The organism is Bradyrhizobium sp. USDA 4506 (genome assembly GCF_054058795.1).
This window is the reverse complement of record NZ_JBSSBM010000002.1, coordinates 2,528,868-2,545,344: the sequence shown is the minus strand read 5'-3', so window position 1 is coordinate 2,545,344 and position 16,477 is coordinate 2,528,868. Positions and strand designations below refer to the sequence as shown.

12 protein-coding genes are annotated in these 16,477 nt (G+C 64.7%); 7 read left to right on the top strand and 5 right to left on the bottom strand.

All coding sequences use genetic code 11. From position 1 onward, the window contains the following. Positions 1–229: 229 nt before the first annotated feature. From ACVIHF_RS14045 to ACVIHF_RS14035, 3 genes are all read right to left on the bottom strand, one after another. Positions 230–1,219, bottom strand: coding sequence for an MBL fold metallo-hydrolase (locus tag ACVIHF_RS14045; RefSeq protein WP_253608755.1), 990 nt, complete (start codon positions 1,217–1,219; stop codon positions 230–232). 217 nt (positions 1,220–1,436) lie between these two features. Next, positions 1,437–4,088 carry a DUF3857 domain-containing protein gene (locus tag ACVIHF_RS14040; RefSeq protein WP_253608757.1) on the bottom strand — a complete coding sequence of 884 codons (2,652 nt, stop codon included), beginning with the start codon at positions 4,086–4,088 and terminating at the stop codon, positions 1,437–1,439. Between the two features lie 141 nt (positions 4,089–4,229). Further along, positions 4,230–4,760 (bottom strand): DedA family protein, encoded by a 531-nt coding sequence (locus ACVIHF_RS14035; RefSeq protein WP_028332199.1) that lies wholly within the window; start codon positions 4,758–4,760, stop codon positions 4,230–4,232. 185 nt (positions 4,761–4,945) lie between these two features. Here ACVIHF_RS14035 and ACVIHF_RS14030 point away from each other — a divergent pair, with 185 nt between their 5' ends. The 4 genes from ACVIHF_RS14030 to ACVIHF_RS14015 all read left to right on the top strand — a co-directional run bounded on the left by ACVIHF_RS14030 (position 4,946) and on the right by ACVIHF_RS14015 (position 9,487). Further along, positions 4,946–5,314 carry a hypothetical protein gene (locus tag ACVIHF_RS14030; RefSeq protein ID WP_253608758.1) on the top strand — a complete coding sequence of 123 codons (369 nt, stop codon included), beginning with the start codon at positions 4,946–4,948 and terminating at the stop codon, positions 5,312–5,314. Positions 5,315–5,440: 126 nt separating this feature from the next. Further along, complete coding sequence (parE, locus tag ACVIHF_RS14025; protein ID WP_253608760.1) at positions 5,441–7,501, top strand: DNA topoisomerase IV subunit B; 2,061 nt, start codon at positions 5,441–5,443, stop codon at positions 7,499–7,501. Between the two features lie 226 nt (positions 7,502–7,727). Further along, on the top strand, positions 7,728–8,519 hold the full coding sequence (locus ACVIHF_RS14020) for an outer membrane protein (protein WP_076828706.1): 792 nt from the start codon (positions 7,728–7,730) through the stop codon (positions 8,517–8,519). A 197-nt stretch (positions 8,520–8,716) separates the two neighbouring features. Further along, positions 8,717–9,487, top strand: a complete 771-nt coding sequence (locus tag ACVIHF_RS14015; RefSeq protein ID WP_253608761.1) for an SDR family NAD(P)-dependent oxidoreductase — start codon at positions 8,717–8,719, stop codon at positions 9,485–9,487. A 36-nt stretch (positions 9,488–9,523) separates the two neighbouring features. On the opposite strand, the gene ACVIHF_RS14010 is transcribed toward ACVIHF_RS14015, so the two are convergent. Together ACVIHF_RS14010 and ACVIHF_RS14005 are read right to left on the bottom strand one after the other, a co-directional pair. Continuing rightward, on the bottom strand, positions 9,524–10,768 hold the full coding sequence (locus ACVIHF_RS14010; RefSeq protein WP_253608763.1) for an FAD-dependent oxidoreductase: 1,245 nt from the start codon (positions 10,766–10,768) through the stop codon (positions 9,524–9,526). Positions 10,769–10,840: 72 nt separating this feature from the next. Next, positions 10,841–12,337 carry a caspase family protein gene (locus tag ACVIHF_RS14005; protein ID WP_253608764.1) on the bottom strand — a complete coding sequence of 499 codons (1,497 nt, stop codon included), beginning with the start codon at positions 12,335–12,337 and terminating at the stop codon, positions 10,841–10,843. Between the two features lie 230 nt (positions 12,338–12,567). Between ACVIHF_RS14005 and ACVIHF_RS14000 the strand changes: the two genes are divergently transcribed. From ACVIHF_RS14000 to ACVIHF_RS13990, 3 genes are all read left to right on the top strand, one after another. Next, the gene (locus ACVIHF_RS14000; protein WP_253608765.1) at positions 12,568–13,521 is read left to right on the top strand and encodes a helix-turn-helix transcriptional regulator; all 954 of its coding nucleotides are present in this window, start codon (positions 12,568–12,570) and stop codon (positions 13,519–13,521) included. A 252-nt stretch (positions 13,522–13,773) separates the two neighbouring features. Further along, a complete protein-coding gene (locus ACVIHF_RS13995; RefSeq protein WP_253608766.1) occupies positions 13,774–14,466 on the top strand; it encodes a helix-turn-helix transcriptional regulator in 693 nt (230 codons plus the stop codon). A 251-nt stretch (positions 14,467–14,717) separates the two neighbouring features. Further along, positions 14,718–16,211 (top strand): DEAD/DEAH box helicase, encoded by a 1,494-nt coding sequence (locus tag ACVIHF_RS13990; protein WP_057018600.1) that lies wholly within the window; start codon positions 14,718–14,720, stop codon positions 16,209–16,211. Positions 16,212–16,477: the final 266 nt, after the last annotated feature.

Genomic DNA, 16,477 nt, shown 5'->3' with positions numbered 1-16,477 from the left:
AGCGACCGCTCATACCGCGATAATGCGGCGGCGGCGGGCAATGATGATGGTCGCGGCGTTGATCATGGGCGCGGCTATAAGGCCGCGCCCCCTTGACGTCAAGTTGTTGCTTGTCATTCCGGGGCGATGCACAGCATCGAACCCGGAATCTCGCGCTAGGACCTCCAGATCCCGGGGTTCGCGCTCCGCGCGCCCTCAGGTGCGCAATGGCGCACCGGGGAATGACTGGCTAGATCGCCGGATTCCACGGTGCCGGCACGACGCGATAGCCGCCGCCGTCCTTCACCACATTGCCGAGGCCCGGGAACGGATAGTGGAAGCCCTGCACCTGGAGCCGCTCGGCAACCACCATGTCGTAGATGCGGCGGCGGGTCTTCTCCGCCACGTCGCCGTCCTGGTCGAAGAACGCATGCCAGCCGGGGTTGGTCGCGAACAGGTTCGGATTGTTGGTGACGTCGGACTGGATGAAGACCTTGTCCGGGCCCGAGGCCAGCACGTAGGAGGTGTGGCCCGGCGTGTGGCCGACGGTCTCGACCGAGGTCAGGCCCGGCGCGATCTCCTTGCCCCACTCGTAGGGCGTGACCTTCTTCTTCAGGCCGGCTTCGAAGATATTGCGGTTGTTCTTGAACAGGCCCTGCATGCGGCCGGCCGGCGCCCGGCTCATCTCGCCGTCGTCCATCCAGAACTTCCACTCGGTCGCCGGCACCAGCACCTCGGCATTCGGGAATGCCGGCGTGCCTTCGGCGGTCAAGAGGCCGTTCACGTGGTCGCCGTGGAAATGCGAGATCACGACCATGTCGACATTCTTGGGATCGAAGCCGGCGGCGACGAAATTGTCGGCGAACAGGCCATTGGCGCCCTTCGTGCTGGCCTTCGCCAGCGCGCCATTGCCGGTGTCGATCACCACCAGCTTGCCGCCGGTGTTGAGCACCAGTGGCGCGAACCAGATCGTCATCATGTCGCGCGGCATGAACGCCTTCTCCAGCGCCGCGTTGACGTCGTCCCGCTTCGCATTGGGGATGAAGGAGTCTTCCAGCTTGAAGACGTTCTTGCCATCGGACACCACGGTGACGAGGATGTCGCCGACCTTGTAGCGATAGAAGCTCGGCGCCTGCTTGTCGGCGACCGCCGCCACAGCGGCCGCAGGAACGGCTGATAGCAACGGTGCAGCGGCAATGCCGGCAGCACCCGCGAGAGCGTGACGTCGTGTCAATTCCATGTGGTGTCCTCCCAGTGAAGCGGCGCCCGGTGAATTCGCAGTTGGCAGGCGAGGTTGTATCAGCCTTTCGATGCCCGCGCGATGACGGTTGCGCGACTTGGCCATCGTCCGGGCTAACCCCTGCGCCGCGGCCTTATTCCGAGGCCGACGGTCGGCAAACGGCTCTCGTGGGTCGGATGCGCTGGCGCACGGTCGTCGGCGTAGGCAGATCAGGAGCTCAAAGACGACCGAAGAGTTGGCGCAGGTGACCCAAAATTCCGCCGCCTCCCAGCAATCCCTCGAGACGCGTGCGGGCGAGCGCATTACCGCGATCGGACGCCCTGCTGTACCACTTGGCGGCTTCCCGGATGTCCTTCGGAACACCCGTGCCGCTCTCGTAGGCATATCCCAGATTGTACTGGGCCTCACTGTCGTTCTGATCGGCGGCAACCCGAAGCAGCGCGATGCCCCGTGATAGATCGAGCGGCAAGCCACGGCCCTTAATGTAGAGCAATGCGAGATTCCCCTGCGCCCAAGCCGAGCCCTGATCGGCAGCCTTCGAAAACCAGGTCGCAGCTTGCTGATAGTCCTGGGCGAGACCGGCGCCATCCCGATAGAGGCGCGCGAGGTGGGTCTGACCGAAGACATCGCCCTGCTCGGCTGCCTTGGCGTACCATTGGGCTGCGACCTTCTCGTCGCGCGCCGTGCCAAGCCCGTATTCATATGCGTAGCCCAGCTTCCCCTGGCTGTAGGAATCGCCCTGCTCGGCGGCCATCAGAAACCAACGGATCGCCTCGGCGTAGTTGCGCTCGACGCTGTAGCCGCTTTCGTACATGTACCCCACATAGGATTGAGCCTTGGCGTTGCCATGCTCGGCATACGGTCGGAGCAGAGCCATCGCGCGCACGTAGTTTTGCGCCTGATACGCGTTCACGCCATCGGTAAACTCGGCGCTGATTTCCGTAACGAGCGGTACCGGTTTCGGCGTCAATCCGATCGGCCCGTATTTGAACTCCGCGAACTTGTCCAAGCCAGCCTTGATCGCCGCAGCAAATTCCGCCGGACAGACCGCAGCGTCGACGCTGAATCGCACCAACGCGCTGGAGCGAATCGTGCGGCTGCTGAGCGTGGCGGTCGCGTTGACCTCGATCCGCCCCGTCGCAGCGCCGTATGCCGTGCTGCCGCTGAAACTCTTGCTATAGATGACCGGCGCTGGCTTTTCGTAGAAGTTGGTTCCCTCAGGCACGGTGAGCGAACTGGTCTCCCGATATTCCAGCGAGCGGCACGGAAAGGCCCGGTCGGTTGGCCCGCTGGTGGCGAGCAGCAGCAGCGAGGGGCGCGGGTCAGTCAGCGGCAGCATCCTGATCCGCTCGAGATGATTGAGGCCGACGGGCTTGGTGATCTGGAAGTTCGTGGTGATCGCATAGCTGTCGGACAGGTCGCGCGGATTCGGGAAGCTGTAGTCGCCCGTGCCGCTCAGCCCCGCCTGCTCGATCAGCTTCCTGGCGCCGTTCTGCCGGTCCCCCGCGTCAAGGCCTAGTGCGACGGATCGTCCAACACTTGCTCCCAGTCCATTGCCGGACAACACCGAGCGCGCCTGACGTGTACCATCGCTGTGCAGCGTGTATTCCGTATCCGCTGCCAACACGAAGCGCTGCGGTGCCGTCACCGGGATACGGCCCATCGTCCCCTTGTCGATGTTGAGCGCGGGTTTGCCGCCGAGGTTCGGCGGCAGGGAATCGAACGCCACCAGCGACGAGGTCGGGTCGAGATAGCGGTCGATTGCCGGAACATAGACAATCGCGTGGTCGAAGTTCTGCGTCGCGACCTCCGTCAGCGTGTACTGCAGGCCGGCATTCACCACGACAAGGTTGGCTTCGATCCCCTGAACCGCGAGCAACGCCTTGAGGATCGTCGCATGCGCCTTGCAGTCACCGTAGCGCGCCGCGAGGACTGCGGATGCGGGTTGCGACGTCAAGCCACCATCCTCGAGCCCGATCCCAACGTACCGGATATTCCGCGCGACCCAGTTGTGAATTCGTTCAACTTTGCTTCGGGCGTCCGCGGCGTCGCCGACGATCTCGGCAGAGAGCTTTTCCAAACTCTCGTCAGGCTGCGCCATCGGCGCGTTACGGGCGTTCAATACCGCCGCAAGAGTTGCATAGTCCGCGAAGGTGCTGACCTCGAACCGCCGGGCATCGTCGAATGTCCCTGCGTCCATCTCGCGCGGCCTCGGCGTTTCTTGCCTGAAGAGAACATGATGGACGATCCGGTCGCCTCGCCTCTCCTCTTCATGTTCGACATTGCGCAACCCGACATACAACGGCTTCGACGCGGGCGCATCGAGCGTGAGCTCCATCACCTCGCGAGGTTGATCCGCCATTTGACTCCAGTAGCCCGCAAATTCGCCGGGAAACACGGCTCGCTTCGCCTTGTAGATCAACCGCCCCTTGACCTTGTCGCCGGGAGCGACGTCCGGATAAGCAACCAACCGCTGCCGCTGCTCGTCAAAATAGGGAGAGGAGCCATCCGTCGAGGCCGGCTGGTCTCGGATTGCGCGTTCGTCGACCGCAATGACCCGGCCGTCGGCTTTCAACGTAGCGAGCTCGCTGGATGACAAGTCGTAGAAATAGCTGTTGTAGCGGAAGGTTCGTCGAGCGAGCGCCTCGGCCCCCTTCTCATCGAGCGCCTGGGCTTCGAAATCGAAGATAGTCGTGCTCAGGCCTTGCTCGTCGAAAGTAATCGCATAGCGGCTGATCGTCCGCCGCCAACCCGGATCGATCCAGACCCGGTGCGGGTCCGCAGTCGTTGAAGTCGATGTATCGGCTGCGGCAAAGCTCAACGGCGTCAGTAGCAGTAAAGCGAAAAGGAGACAGATGCGCGCGATCATGGTGATGCAAGCCCGACGACGACCGAAACGTCGGCTGTTGAGCTAGCACCGCGAGATTACCGTCGCCTCGCCGGGATAGAAAAACTTTTAGGTTTCTCTTTTCGCGTGTGGGCACCCGTCCGATGTCGCGGACTGACGGCGCTACACCACCCGCCACACCCACTCGATGGCATGGGCAATGACGTCGCCGAACAGCAGCAGTGCCGCCGACCAGACCAGCGCGGAGACGAAATTGGCGATCTGGAATTGCCAGTACGACATCTCGAAAATGCCGGCCGCAAGCGGCACCGAGGCGCGCAGTGGACCGAAGAAGCGGCCGATGAAGATGCTGGGCACGCCCCAGCTCTTCACGAAGGCCTCGCCCCGCGGCAGGATCTCCGGGTAGCGCGACAGCGGCCACATCTGCGCGACCTGCTCCTTGTAGCGATAGCCGAACCAGTAGGAGACCCAGTCGCCGAGTGCAGCGCCGACGCCGCCCGCGATCCAGATCGGCCAGAAGCTGATCCCGCTGACGCCGATCAGGGCGCCGATCGCGACCAGCGCACCCCAGGCCGGAACCAGCAATGAAATGAAGGCGAGCGATTCAGCGAACGCCAGCAGCATGACGATCGGAGCGGCCCAGGCCTGGTGGTGCCGCACGAATTCGGCCAGGGCCCGCGCAAGGTCTTCCATCTCGTCGTGTGCCTTCCCGCTCCGTTGAACCTCGAATGAACCTTTCTAGCGGCACGCAGCCTAAGAACAGGTAAGCCAGCCGATTGCGTGACATCAAGTCACAAAGGCGGGGATCGACCGTGATTTCCCGTAAGGCCCCTGAGGTCCAGGTTGGCATCTCCCTCACAAGAAAAAGGAATGACTGGATGATCGGATCGCTGATGATGTGCGTGAGCGTTCTCGTCCTGCTGTTCGGAATGCTCGCGGGCATCGCCATGGGTATCCAGCACGACTTCACGTTGGGACCGGCGCATGCGCATCTCAATCTGGTCGGCGGCGTGCTGCTGTTCCTGTTCGGCCTCTACTACCGGCTGGTGCCGGAAGCGGGCAGCATGCTGCTCGCCAGAATCCAGGGCTGGCTGCATATCGTCGGCGGCGTCCTGTTCCCGGCCGGCGTGGCCGCCGTGCTGCTGAAGGGACCGTCGTTCGAGGCGGCGCCGATCGTCGGGTCACTGCTGGTGGTCGCCGCCATGGCCCTGTTCACGGTCATTGTAATCCGCACCTCGCGGGCGTAATCGCGGTTTCCTATCTATGGGGATGGCCAGGCTCCAGGGCGCGGCCGTCCCCATTGGCAGCCCATCCGTGGCATAGTCAGAGCAACCGATTCGCCGCGCCGTGACCGGCGCGCCACTTGAAGAACCATGGCCAAATCATTGAAGTCGAACGCCAAAAGTAAATCTGCCGACGATCTGTTCGGAGCCCCGGAAGCGAAGGGACGCGCCCCGGCGAAGGCTGCTTCGCGATCCGCTGGAAGCGCCGAAGCCGGCTATACGGCGGCTGACATCGAGGTGCTGGAAGGGCTGGAACCGGTCCGCCGGCGCCCCGGCATGTATATCGGTGGCACCGACGAAAAGGCCCTGCACCACCTGTTCGCCGAGGTGATCGACAACTGCATGGATGAGGCGCTGGCGGGCCACGCCACCTTCATCGACGTGGAGTTGACCGCCGACGGCTTCCTGACCGTGACCGACAATGGTCGGGGCATTCCGGTCGACCCGCATCCGAAATTCCCGAAGAAGTCGGCGCTCGAAGTCATCATGTGCACGCTGCACTCGGGCGGCAAGTTTGACTCCAAGGTCTATGAGACCTCGGGCGGCCTGCACGGTGTCGGTGTCTCCGTGGTCAACGCCCTCTCCTCGCTGCTCGAGGTCGAGGTTGCGCGCAGCGGGCAGTTGCATCGCATGACCTTCGAGCGCGGCCACCCCAAGGGCAAGCTCGAAGACCTCGGCAAGGTCAGCAACCGCCGCGGCACGCGCATCCGCTTCAAGCCGGACACCGACATTTTCGGCGCCAAGGCGGCTTTCAAGCCGCAGCGTCTGTTCAAGATGACGCGCTCGAAGGCCTATCTGTTCGGCGGCGTCGAGATTCGCTGGCACTGCGACCAGGAGCTCTTGAAGGGCATCGAAGACGTCCCGTCGGAAGCCAAGTTCCACTTCCCCGGCGGACTGAAGGATTATCTGGCCGCGGCGATCCACGCCGATACGCTGGTGCATCAGGATATCTTCTCCGGCAAATCCGGCCGCAGCGGCGCGCATGGCGCCTGCGAATGGGCCGTGGCCTGGACGGCCGATGCCGACGGCTTCCTGTCGTCCTACACCAACACGGTGCCGACGCCCGATGGCGGTACGCATGAATCCGGCCTGCGCAGCGCATTGTTGCGCGGTCTCAAGGACCACGCCGAACGCGCGGGCCAGGGCAAGCGCGCGGCGTCCATTACCTCGGAAGACGTGATGGTGGGCGCGGCCGTGATGCTCTCGGTGTTCGTGCGCGAGCCTGAATTCCAGGGCCAAACGAAGGACCGCCTCGCCACCGCCGAAGCGCAGCGCATCGTCGAACAGGCGATGAAGGATCCGTTCGACCACTGGCTGTCAGGCAATCCGAACCAGGCCAACCGGCTGCTCGATTTCGTGATCGATCGCGCCGAGGAACGGCTGCGCCGCCGTCAGGAAAAGGAAACCGCGCGCAAGACCGCCGGCAAGAAACTGCGTCTGCCCGGCAAGCTCGCCGATTGCTCCGACGCCGGTACCGAAGGCTCAGAGCTCTTCATCGTCGAAGGTGACTCGGCCGGCGGCAGCGCCAAGCAGGCGCGCGACCGCAAGACGCAGGCCGTGCTGCCGCTGCGCGGCAAGATCCTCAACGTCGCCTCCGCCGGCAAGGACAAGCTGACCGCCAACGCGCAGCTCTCCGATCTCGTGCAGGCGATCGGCTGCGGAACGCTCGCGCATTACCGCGAAGAGGATCTGCGCTACCAGCGCATCATCATCATGACCGACGCCGACGTCGACGGCGCACACATCGCATCGCTCCTGATCACCTTCTTCTACCGGCAGATGCCGCGGCTGATCGACGAAGGGCACCTCTATCTGGCGGTTCCGCCACTCTACAAGCTGAAGCACGGCACCAAGTCGATCTACGCCCGCGACGACGCGCACAAGGACGAGCTGCTGAAGAGCGAGTTCAACGCCAACGCCAAGGTCGAGGTGAATCGCTTCAAAGGCCTCGGCGAGATGATGCCGGCGCAGCTGAAGGAAACCACGATGGATCCGGCCAAGCGCACGCTGCTGCGCGTGGTGCTGCTGGCCGACGATCGCGAGGGCACCGCCGATTCGGTCGAGCGGCTGATGGGTACCAAGGCCGAAGCCCGCTTTGCCTTTATTTCCGACAAGGCCGAATTCGCCAGCGACGACCTGCTCGACGTCTAGGCCCAACCGATTGATCTGAAATGAGTTTCCGGCCGCTCCCAGATTGGGGCGGCCGTTGCCATTTTGCCCGTTCGGAGAGCCCCAGTGGCTTCGTTTTCAGCCGGATGTGTCTCACCAGCAACAGCATTTCCAACGGAACCACGTATAGTTCGATCATGAGTTTCGGGAATCGGTGCCAGCGCACTCCCCTGAGCGACCTGATCGAACGCTAGTCGAGGATTTGGATATGAAGAAGATTTTGCTCGCTCTGACCGCGGTTGCTGCGATGACGGCATCGGCGTCGGCGGCCGATCTGGCCGCCCGCCCCTACACCAAGGCTCCTGCTCCGGTTCCGGTCGCTCCGAGCTGGACCGGCTTCTACATCTTCGGCGGTGGCGGCGGCGGCGTCTGGGATGCTGACACGGGCGTCCAGTCGACCGTCACGGGTGCGCCGATCCTCGGCTTCAACCAGCGCCAGGGCGGCGATGGCTGGTACGGCACCGTCGGCGCCGGTTACGACTGGCAGACCGCCAACAGCTGGGTCATCGGCGTGTTCGCCGACGGTCAGTTCGGCAGCCTGAAGGGCACCATCCAGGATCAGGGTCCGTTCGTCGCCGGCAACATCAAGAACGACTACAGCTGGGCGGCTGGTGCGCGCCTCGGCTACCTGATCGCGCCGAACGTCCTGTCTTACGTCAACGCCGGTTACTCCAGCTCGCACTGGAAGGGCACCACGCTGTTCAACACCGCGAGCGCGCTTCCCTCGGGTCTGCACACCAACGACTTCGATCGCGGCGGCTGGTTCGTCGGCGGCGGCGTCGAGAACAACCTGAACATCTTCGGCATCACCGCGCCGGGCTGGTTCATGAAGACCGAGTATCGCGCCGCTTACTACGACAACAAGAACATCTCGGAGCTGGTCGACGGCACCAACCTCTCGAACGGCCGCGACATCACCTTCAAGCCGCTTGTCCAGACCATCAGCACCTCGCTGGTCTACCGCTTCAACTGGACCGGTCCGGTTGTTGCCAAGTACTGAGCTGCGTACTGATCCCTGCTGAGATAGCAGACCAAAAGCCCCGGCATTGTCCGGGGCTTTTTTGTTGCCCGAACGTCATCGAAATCTCCCCACGCGCAGGCCCGCCGGCGCAGGGCGGACCGGCGGTGGCCGATCTGGTCAGCGCCGGGACGATCGGGCACTCTCGCGCCCGGTTCAAACCTCAGCGGACAACAACAATGAAAAACGGACAGTTTGATCTCTCGGGCCGGGTCGCCATCGTCACCGGTGGCAATGGCGGCATCGGGCTTGGCATGGCGCGCGGCCTGGCGGACGCCGGCGCGGCGGTTGCCGTGGTCGGCCGCAACGAGGCGAAGTCGAAGGCCGCCGTCGAGGATCTCGGCAAGCGCGGCGCCAAGGCGATCGCGGTGGCAACCGACGTGACCGACAAGGCCGCCGTCGCGGCCATGGTCGAACGGGTCGTTCGCGAGTTCGGCCGGATCGACATTCTCGTCAACAACGCCGGCATGAGCATCCGCAAGCCTCCGCACGAGCTCGAGCTGGAGGAGTGGAGCAAGGTGATCGACACCAACCTGACCAGCGCGTTCATGTGCTCGAAGGCGGCCTATCCGGCGCTCAAGGCGTCGGGCCACGGCAAGATCATCAATATCGGCTCGATGATGTCGATCTTCGGTGCGAGCTTCGCCGCGGCCTATGCCGCGAGCAAGGGCGGTATCGTGCAGTACACCCGCGCCTGCGCCAACGCCTGGGCTCCCGACAACATCCAGGTCAATGCCATCCTGCCCGGCTGGATCGATACCGACCTGACCAAAGGCGCGCGCCAGCAGGTGACCGGGCTGCACGAGCGCGTGCTTGCGCGCACGCCGGCGGCACGCTGGGGTGCGATCGATGACTTCGCAGGCATCGCTGTGTTCCTGGCATCGCCGGCGTCGGACTTCGTCACCGGCACCGCGATCCCCGTCGACGGCGGCTATTCGGTGATGGCCTGAAAGCACAAGCGCTCTTCCGGTCGCGCGGCGCGCAGTTCAGCCCGCGGCCGGCGAATGCACGTGCTCCGGCCGCACCCCGACGGCGACCAGACGTGCGGTGAGGCCCTGCAGCCAGGGCATTGCCGTGATCAACCGCAGCGCCAACGGCACCGGCTGATCGCCGGCCTTCAGCGCCGCGCTGATGATGTTGTTCTGCGCAATCACCTGCATGCGCTGCGTCACGCGCACCGGGAATTCGCGGCGACGCCGCACCGCATCGAGTTCGTCTTCCGACGGCACGCCGTGAACGAGCTTCGCCGCCAGGATGTTGGCGGTCGCGACCGCATCCTGCACCGCGAGGTTGACGCCGACGCCGCCGATCGGCGACATCGCATGCGCGGCGTCGCCGATGCAGAGCAGGCCGGAACGGGTCCAGCGCGTCAGGCGATTGATCGCGACCGTGAGCAGCTTGACGTCGTCAAAGCTCTTCACGTCGGCAATGCCGGCCTTGAGGATCGGCGCCAGCCGCAGCACGTCGTCGAGCAGCGCCGGCAATCCCCTCGCCTTCACCGCCTCGTATTGGCCCTTGGCGATCACATAGGCGCATTGCCAGTAGTCGCCGCGATCGAACGTCACCATCATCTTGCCGTGCTCGACGCGGGCGAACAAATTCTCGGTCTCATCCGGACGCCGCCCGACGCGAAACCACAAAACGTCCATCGGCGCGCCGATCTCCTCGACGTCGAGGCCGGCGCGCTCGCGCACGATCGAATGACGTCCGTCGCAGCCGATGGTCAGATCCGCCTCGATCTCGACCGGGCCGTCGGGCGTGTTCGCGTGCACGCCTGCGACAGCATCGCCGCGCCGGATCAGATCGGTCGCCTCGGCCTTCATCAGCACCTTCAGCGAGGGGAAGCGCTTGCCGCTCTCGCGCAGGTAATTGAGGAAGTCCCACTGTGGCATCATCGCGATGAAGGGGTATTTGACGCTGAGGCGGCGGAGATCGGCGATCCGCACCGAGGTGCCGCCGAACATGCCGTCGAGCGTCTGGATGTCCTGATGCGGCAGCTTCAGGAAGCCGTCTATCAGGCCGAGTTCGTCCATCACCTGCAGGGTCGACGGATGCACGGTGTCGCCACGGAAGTCGCGGAAGAAGTCGGCGTGCTTCTCCAGCACCACGACATCGACTCCGGCGCGTCCGAGCAGATAGCCAAGCATCATGCCGGCCGGCCCGCCGCCGACCACGCAGCAGCGCGCCCTGATCTGACGCGTGTTCGGCCCTGCCGGATTGCCTGCATCCATGATGCCGTCCTCACCGCTGCCTCGCCCCTCAGAATCCGATTGTAACGCGGATCGGGCGGCAAGGATGCAAGGCTATCGCCTGAAGGTCTTGATTTCCGACACGCTGCCGTCGCGATAGGTCAGCTCGACCGAGACCGCCTTGGTCTGCGGCGCAAGCTTCAGATAAGGCTGCGCGTCAGACGGGATCGCGCTGGGATCGCGCGAATTGCAGGATGGCATCTTCAGGACCTTGTCCGGCACCGCGGTGTCGATGCCGATGCGCACCTCGCGGATCGCGCAGCGATACGACATCAGGTGCGTATAGTAGACCAGCAGTCCGTTGAACTCGCGGAATGACAGCCAGCTGGTCGCGGTCATGTCGAGGATCTTGCGCTGGTCGCGGATCAGCGCGGCGTCGGGATCGAACTTGATCGGGAACGGCCCCTGCATCATGCCTTGCGTATCGACATAGCGAATCTCGATCGTTGCGGCCGGCGCATCGGCCGGCAGCTCGACCGACGGATTGGGCATCCGCTTGCGCGTGCGCGGATCGAGCGTGTCGATGAAGCCGGTTTCGCGGAAATCGCCGCTGTCGCCGATCCGCCAGGAAATCCCGAGCGTTGGATCGGCGATCGAGAACACCACGGTCCAGCCGCCATTGTGCCGCGAGAAGCTCGCGATCGGCGCGTTGATCGAATCCTCCTTCGGCAGCTTCGGCACCGCGACCGGCGGCAGCGCGGCCACCTGCTGCGGCGGCGCGGACGGCTTGGCCGCCTCGGCCTGCCCCTTCGCGATCCCGTTCAGGAAGACATCGTCGACCATCTGGTCGAAATAGACCGGGATCTGCTTGTGCTTCACGGTCTCGGCCATCTCGCTGACCAGGCGCCGCGTGCGCTGCGCGACCTGCACGAGATTCTCGCCGGGCTGCAGCAGCTCCTTGGCGAAGGTCCGCGTGAACACCGAATTGGGATTGGCATCATCGTTCGAAAGACGGTCGAGCGCGGTCTGGCGCGGCCCCGCCGAGAACACCGAGAACACGCCCTCCGGCAGTTGCGTCATCGGCGCGAGGCCACCGCCGCCGGCGACCGCGCGCGTGCCGGCGCGCTCGAACGGATTGTTGCGGCAGGCGTCGAACACCAGGATCGAGGTGCGCGCCTTCTTGTTCTGCAAGCGCTCGACGATGCGGTCGGCGAGAACAGAGGCGTCGCGCACCAATTCCTCCTGCCCTTCGGTGGCGGCCGGCACGTCGGTCGGCAGCAGGAAATTCTGGCCGGCGATCTCGAAGCCGTGGCCGGCATAGAAGAAGAACGCGGTATCGCCCGGTTCCACGGAGCGGTCGAACGCGAGCAGCGTCTCGGAGAACGCCTGCCGGTTGAGGTTCTCGGCTACCATGACGCTGAAGCCGAGCTGCTTCAGCGTGTCGCCCATGGTGCGGGCGTCGTTGACCGCCTTCTGCAGCCTGGGCACGTTCCTGTAGTCATTGTTGCCGATCACCAGCGCGACGCGCTTTTCGGCCTGGGCGGGTGCGGCCGATGCGACAAATGCAACCGCCCAAAGGATCGCCGAAAGTCTCGAAAGCCAGCTCTTCATCCCGTTTTCCCGCCTGCACGACAAATGCGCCGCCCGTGCGACCGCCGCCTAATAGTCGGACCAGCCGTTTCGCCGGTTCAAGGCCGGCCGCGGACGGCCGTTCCGGCCGGCCACGCCAGGCCGAAATGAGGGATCCGATTTGTCTTAGGTCAAGTTTCTTTTTACGGCCCGCGTGATAGATTCGAACCTCCATCCGGTTCGAGCTCTCCGCACGTCGCAACGGCTTTTCCGTGCACACATGGTCTACTGATCAAGTCGATCCCAAGGATCGCTTCGACTATTGGCGCGAGGTCCGCGCCAAGGGGCTGTTCGGCGTCACCGCCGAGCTGGAAGCCGACCGGCGCCGCGACTTCTTCGGCGAGTTCTCGCTGCGCAAGCTCGGCGATGCCGGGCTGGTCGAGCTGCGCGCCTCGCCGTACCGTGTCGAACGGCGCACCGGCGACATCGCCGACGCGGCCAGCGACAGCCTGTGCATCTATCAGCAGCTTGGCGGCGGCGGCTGGTTCGGCGGCGCGCGGCTCGATGAATTTGCCGTTCGCGACGGCATGTTCGCGACCAGCTACTCGGACCTGCCCTATCGCACTGTCCCCCTGCACGACGACGGCTTCCACCTGCGCATCATCAAGGTCCCGGTCGCGAACATCGTCCCGCCGGGCGCCGAGCTCGGCGAACTCGTCCCCAGGCCGGTGCAGGATGAGACCGCGCTGCGGGCCCTGCTGGAAGCATGCTTCCGCGACCTCATCGAGAGCAACGATGCCGCGGCGGCGGGCACGGCGCCGACGGTGCAGGCGCTGGCCCATATCGCGCTGATCGAGCGCGGCATCATGCGGCCGAAGAGCCGGCTTGCGCAGCAGGCCTTGCGAACCGCCCATTTGTCGCTGGCCCGGCGCCTGATCCGGCGCCACCTGGCGCGTGCGGCGCTGTCGCCAACCCTGATTGCCGGCCTGCTCGGCATCTCGGTCCGTCACCTGCACATCCTGTTCGAGGAAACCGAGATGAGCTTCTCGGAGACCGTCACCGCGCTCCGGCTCGAGCAGAGCCGCCGCCTGCTCCGCGAGCAGCCCAGGCAAACGATCGCCGAGGTCGCCTTTGCCTGCGGCTTCGAGAGCCTTGCGACGTTCTACCGCCTCTTCAATGCATCCGAATCCATGACGCCGGGCGACTATCGCGCACAAACGGCCTGAGCGCCCGTCCGGACCGGCCGGGACACCACGCTCGCAATTCGCCGAAGCTTGGCCGCGCCCCCTTCAGCTCCTTGAACTTCACATCGCCGCGCGATCCGACTTTCGCTGAACCGAAGTGATCAGCCTGCGCGCATTGAGAAGATATTTTCCGGCCATTTCGCCAGAACCACTGCGGCGCTTCGCCCGGGTTCGGCACCGCAAATTTCCTTACCGGCGACGCGCGCGCTCATGCAGAGCGAGGGATCAGTCACGATGCGCGGTAAGCACGGGGATCACAGCCAGGAAACGCTAGCTACAGGCGCGACGCGCATTTATCTCGATGCCGCGGACCCGCGGGCGGATCAAATCCAGGCGTCTGAGCCTGCCCGTGAGGGCTCACCGGCGACCAGCAATCGCGGCTGGGCGCCGTTGCTCGAAGCTTGCCTCGCCGACTTCAAGGAGGCCACGGAGGCCGGTGATACCGCTTGCATTCCTGCGCTGGTCAAGATCGTGGCGGACCTTGCGCTGATCGAGCGCGGTGTGATCAGGCCGGGCAGCCGCCGGGCGCAGCAGGCGCTGCGCGTCGGCCGGCTCAGCCTCGCGCGCCGCCTGATCACGCGCCATCTTGCCAGGCCAAGCCTGTCGCCAGGGATGGTCGCTGGCATCCTCGGCGTCTCGGTCCGCTACCTGCACGTCTTGTTCGAAGCGACCGGGACGAGCTTTTCGCAGACCGTCACCGCCCAGCGCCTGAGCGAGAGCCGAAGGCTGCTTTGCGAGAAGCCGCCGCGGCCGATCGCCGACATCGCCCTCACCTGCGGGTTCGGCAGCCTCGCCACCTTCTACCGGATATTCGGCGATTCCGAAGGCCTGACGCCTGGCGGATTCAGGATGAAAAACAGCGCGGAGGCCCCCGCTGTGGCCTCGCCGTCCGGGACGGGGGTCGTGATTCATTTGACCGCCAAATGACGAAAAGGCGCGTATTTCAGTCAAAACGTTAAGCTTTTTCGGCTATCCGGCCGGTTCCAAGATTGACTTTACCGCTTTCGCCCCTATGTTGCGGGCAACGCGGCCCTCGGATCGAAACGCGATTCGTCAGGTTTGCCGTCCGTCGGCGTTAGTCAGAGCCCCCGAGCTTTATAGAAAAGCGAGCCGTTTCGGGGCCGAACGCGACAGCCTTTTACCTGCGATGCCGAACGGCGGTTTCGACCAGAGGCTCAATGTCTTTTTCCAATCTAGGCCTGTCCGATAAGGTCCTCGCCGCAGTTGCGGCCACCGGTTACACCAACCCCACTCCCATCCAGGAACAGGCAATCCCGCACGTTCTCGCCCGGCGCGACGTCCTCGGCATTGCCCAGACCGGCACCGGCAAGACCGCTGCCTTCGTTCTCCCGATGCTTACCCTGCTCGAGAAGGGCCGCGCCCGGGCACGGATGCCGCGCACCCTGATCCTCGAGCCGACCCGCGAGCTTGCCGCGCAGGTGAAGGAGCAGTTCGACAAATACGGCGCCGGTCAGAAATTGAACGTGGCGCTCCTGATCGGCGGCGTCTCGTTCGGCGACCAGGACTCCAAGCTGATGCGCGGCGTCGACGTCCTGATCGCAACGCCCGGCCGCCTGCTCGACCACACCGAACGCGGCGGATTGCTGCTCACCGGCGTCGAACTGCTGGTGATCGACGAAGCCGATCGCATGCTCGACATGGGTTTCATCCCCGACATCGAACGCATCTGCAAGCTCGTCCCGTTCACGCGGCAGACCCTGTTCTTCACCGCGACGATGCCTCCGGAGATCAGCCGCATCACCGAGGCCTTCCTGCACAATCCTGCGCGGATCGAAGTCTCCAGGCCCGCGACCACCGCCGTCACCGTGACGCAATTGCAGGTCCCGGCCGGTCGCGAAGCGCATGACAAGCGCGAGATCCTCCGCCGCCTGCTGCGCGATGCCAAGGATCTCAACAACGCGATTATCTTCTGCAATCGCAAGCGCGAAGTCGCCGTCCTTCACAAGTCACTCCAGAAGCACGGCTTCAGCGTCGGTGCCCTGCACGGCGATATGGATCAATCCGCCCGCACCGCGGCCCTCGATCAATTCCGGAAGGGCGAGATTCCGCTGCTCGTCGCCTCCGACGTCGCCGCCCGTGGTCTCGACATTCCCGCGGTGAGCCACGTCTTCAATTTCGACGTACCGCACCACCCCGACGACTATGTCCACCGCATTGGCCGTACTGGCCGCGCCGGACGCACCGGTACTGCGATCTCCATCGTCACCTCGCTCGATAGCAAGTCGATGACCGCGATCGAGAAGCTGATCGGCCAGCCGATCCCGCGCGCTGAGGGCGACTACACCGTTCACAGCGAAGCCTCCGACGAGGACGCCGCGCCGCGCCGCTCGCGTGGCCGCGAAGGTTCGCGCGATGGTGCCCGCGGCGGCCGCAAGCCGCGCCGCGAGCGCGAGGCGCGCCACGGTGAACGCGAGCCGCGTCACGGTGAACGCGAAGCGCGTCACGAGCGGGAGCCCCGCGAGGAGCGCGCAGCGAAGCCGGAGCGTGAACCGCGCCACGGCCGCAATTCGGCTCCGCAGGCCGCTCCGTCGCACGTGCCGTCGATCGGGCGTGCCGAGCCACGGCGGCCGCAGCGCGAGGTGGACCACGAGCCCGCCGATCATTCGCACCTGCCCGCCTTCCTGCTGCGACCTGTGCGCGCACGCGCATAAGGCCTGCTCTGACGCCGCCGCGCTAGCGGCGGTATTCCGGACAATTCTCTTGCCGCCCGCGACCGGCGCACGCGCTGATCCTCAGCGTTTGAAGCAAATGCGCGCAGTTTGCGCCTCGCGACAAAGCGCGATGAGATTTGCGTGAAGCGTCATTGTGCCTTAGCTCGTTGTTTGAGCATGATCTTTTCGGAAAACCGCTGCGCACTTTTCCGGATCATGCTCTAGCGAACAAACGAAAAGCGCCCGAAAGTGGCGCTCAAGGCGGA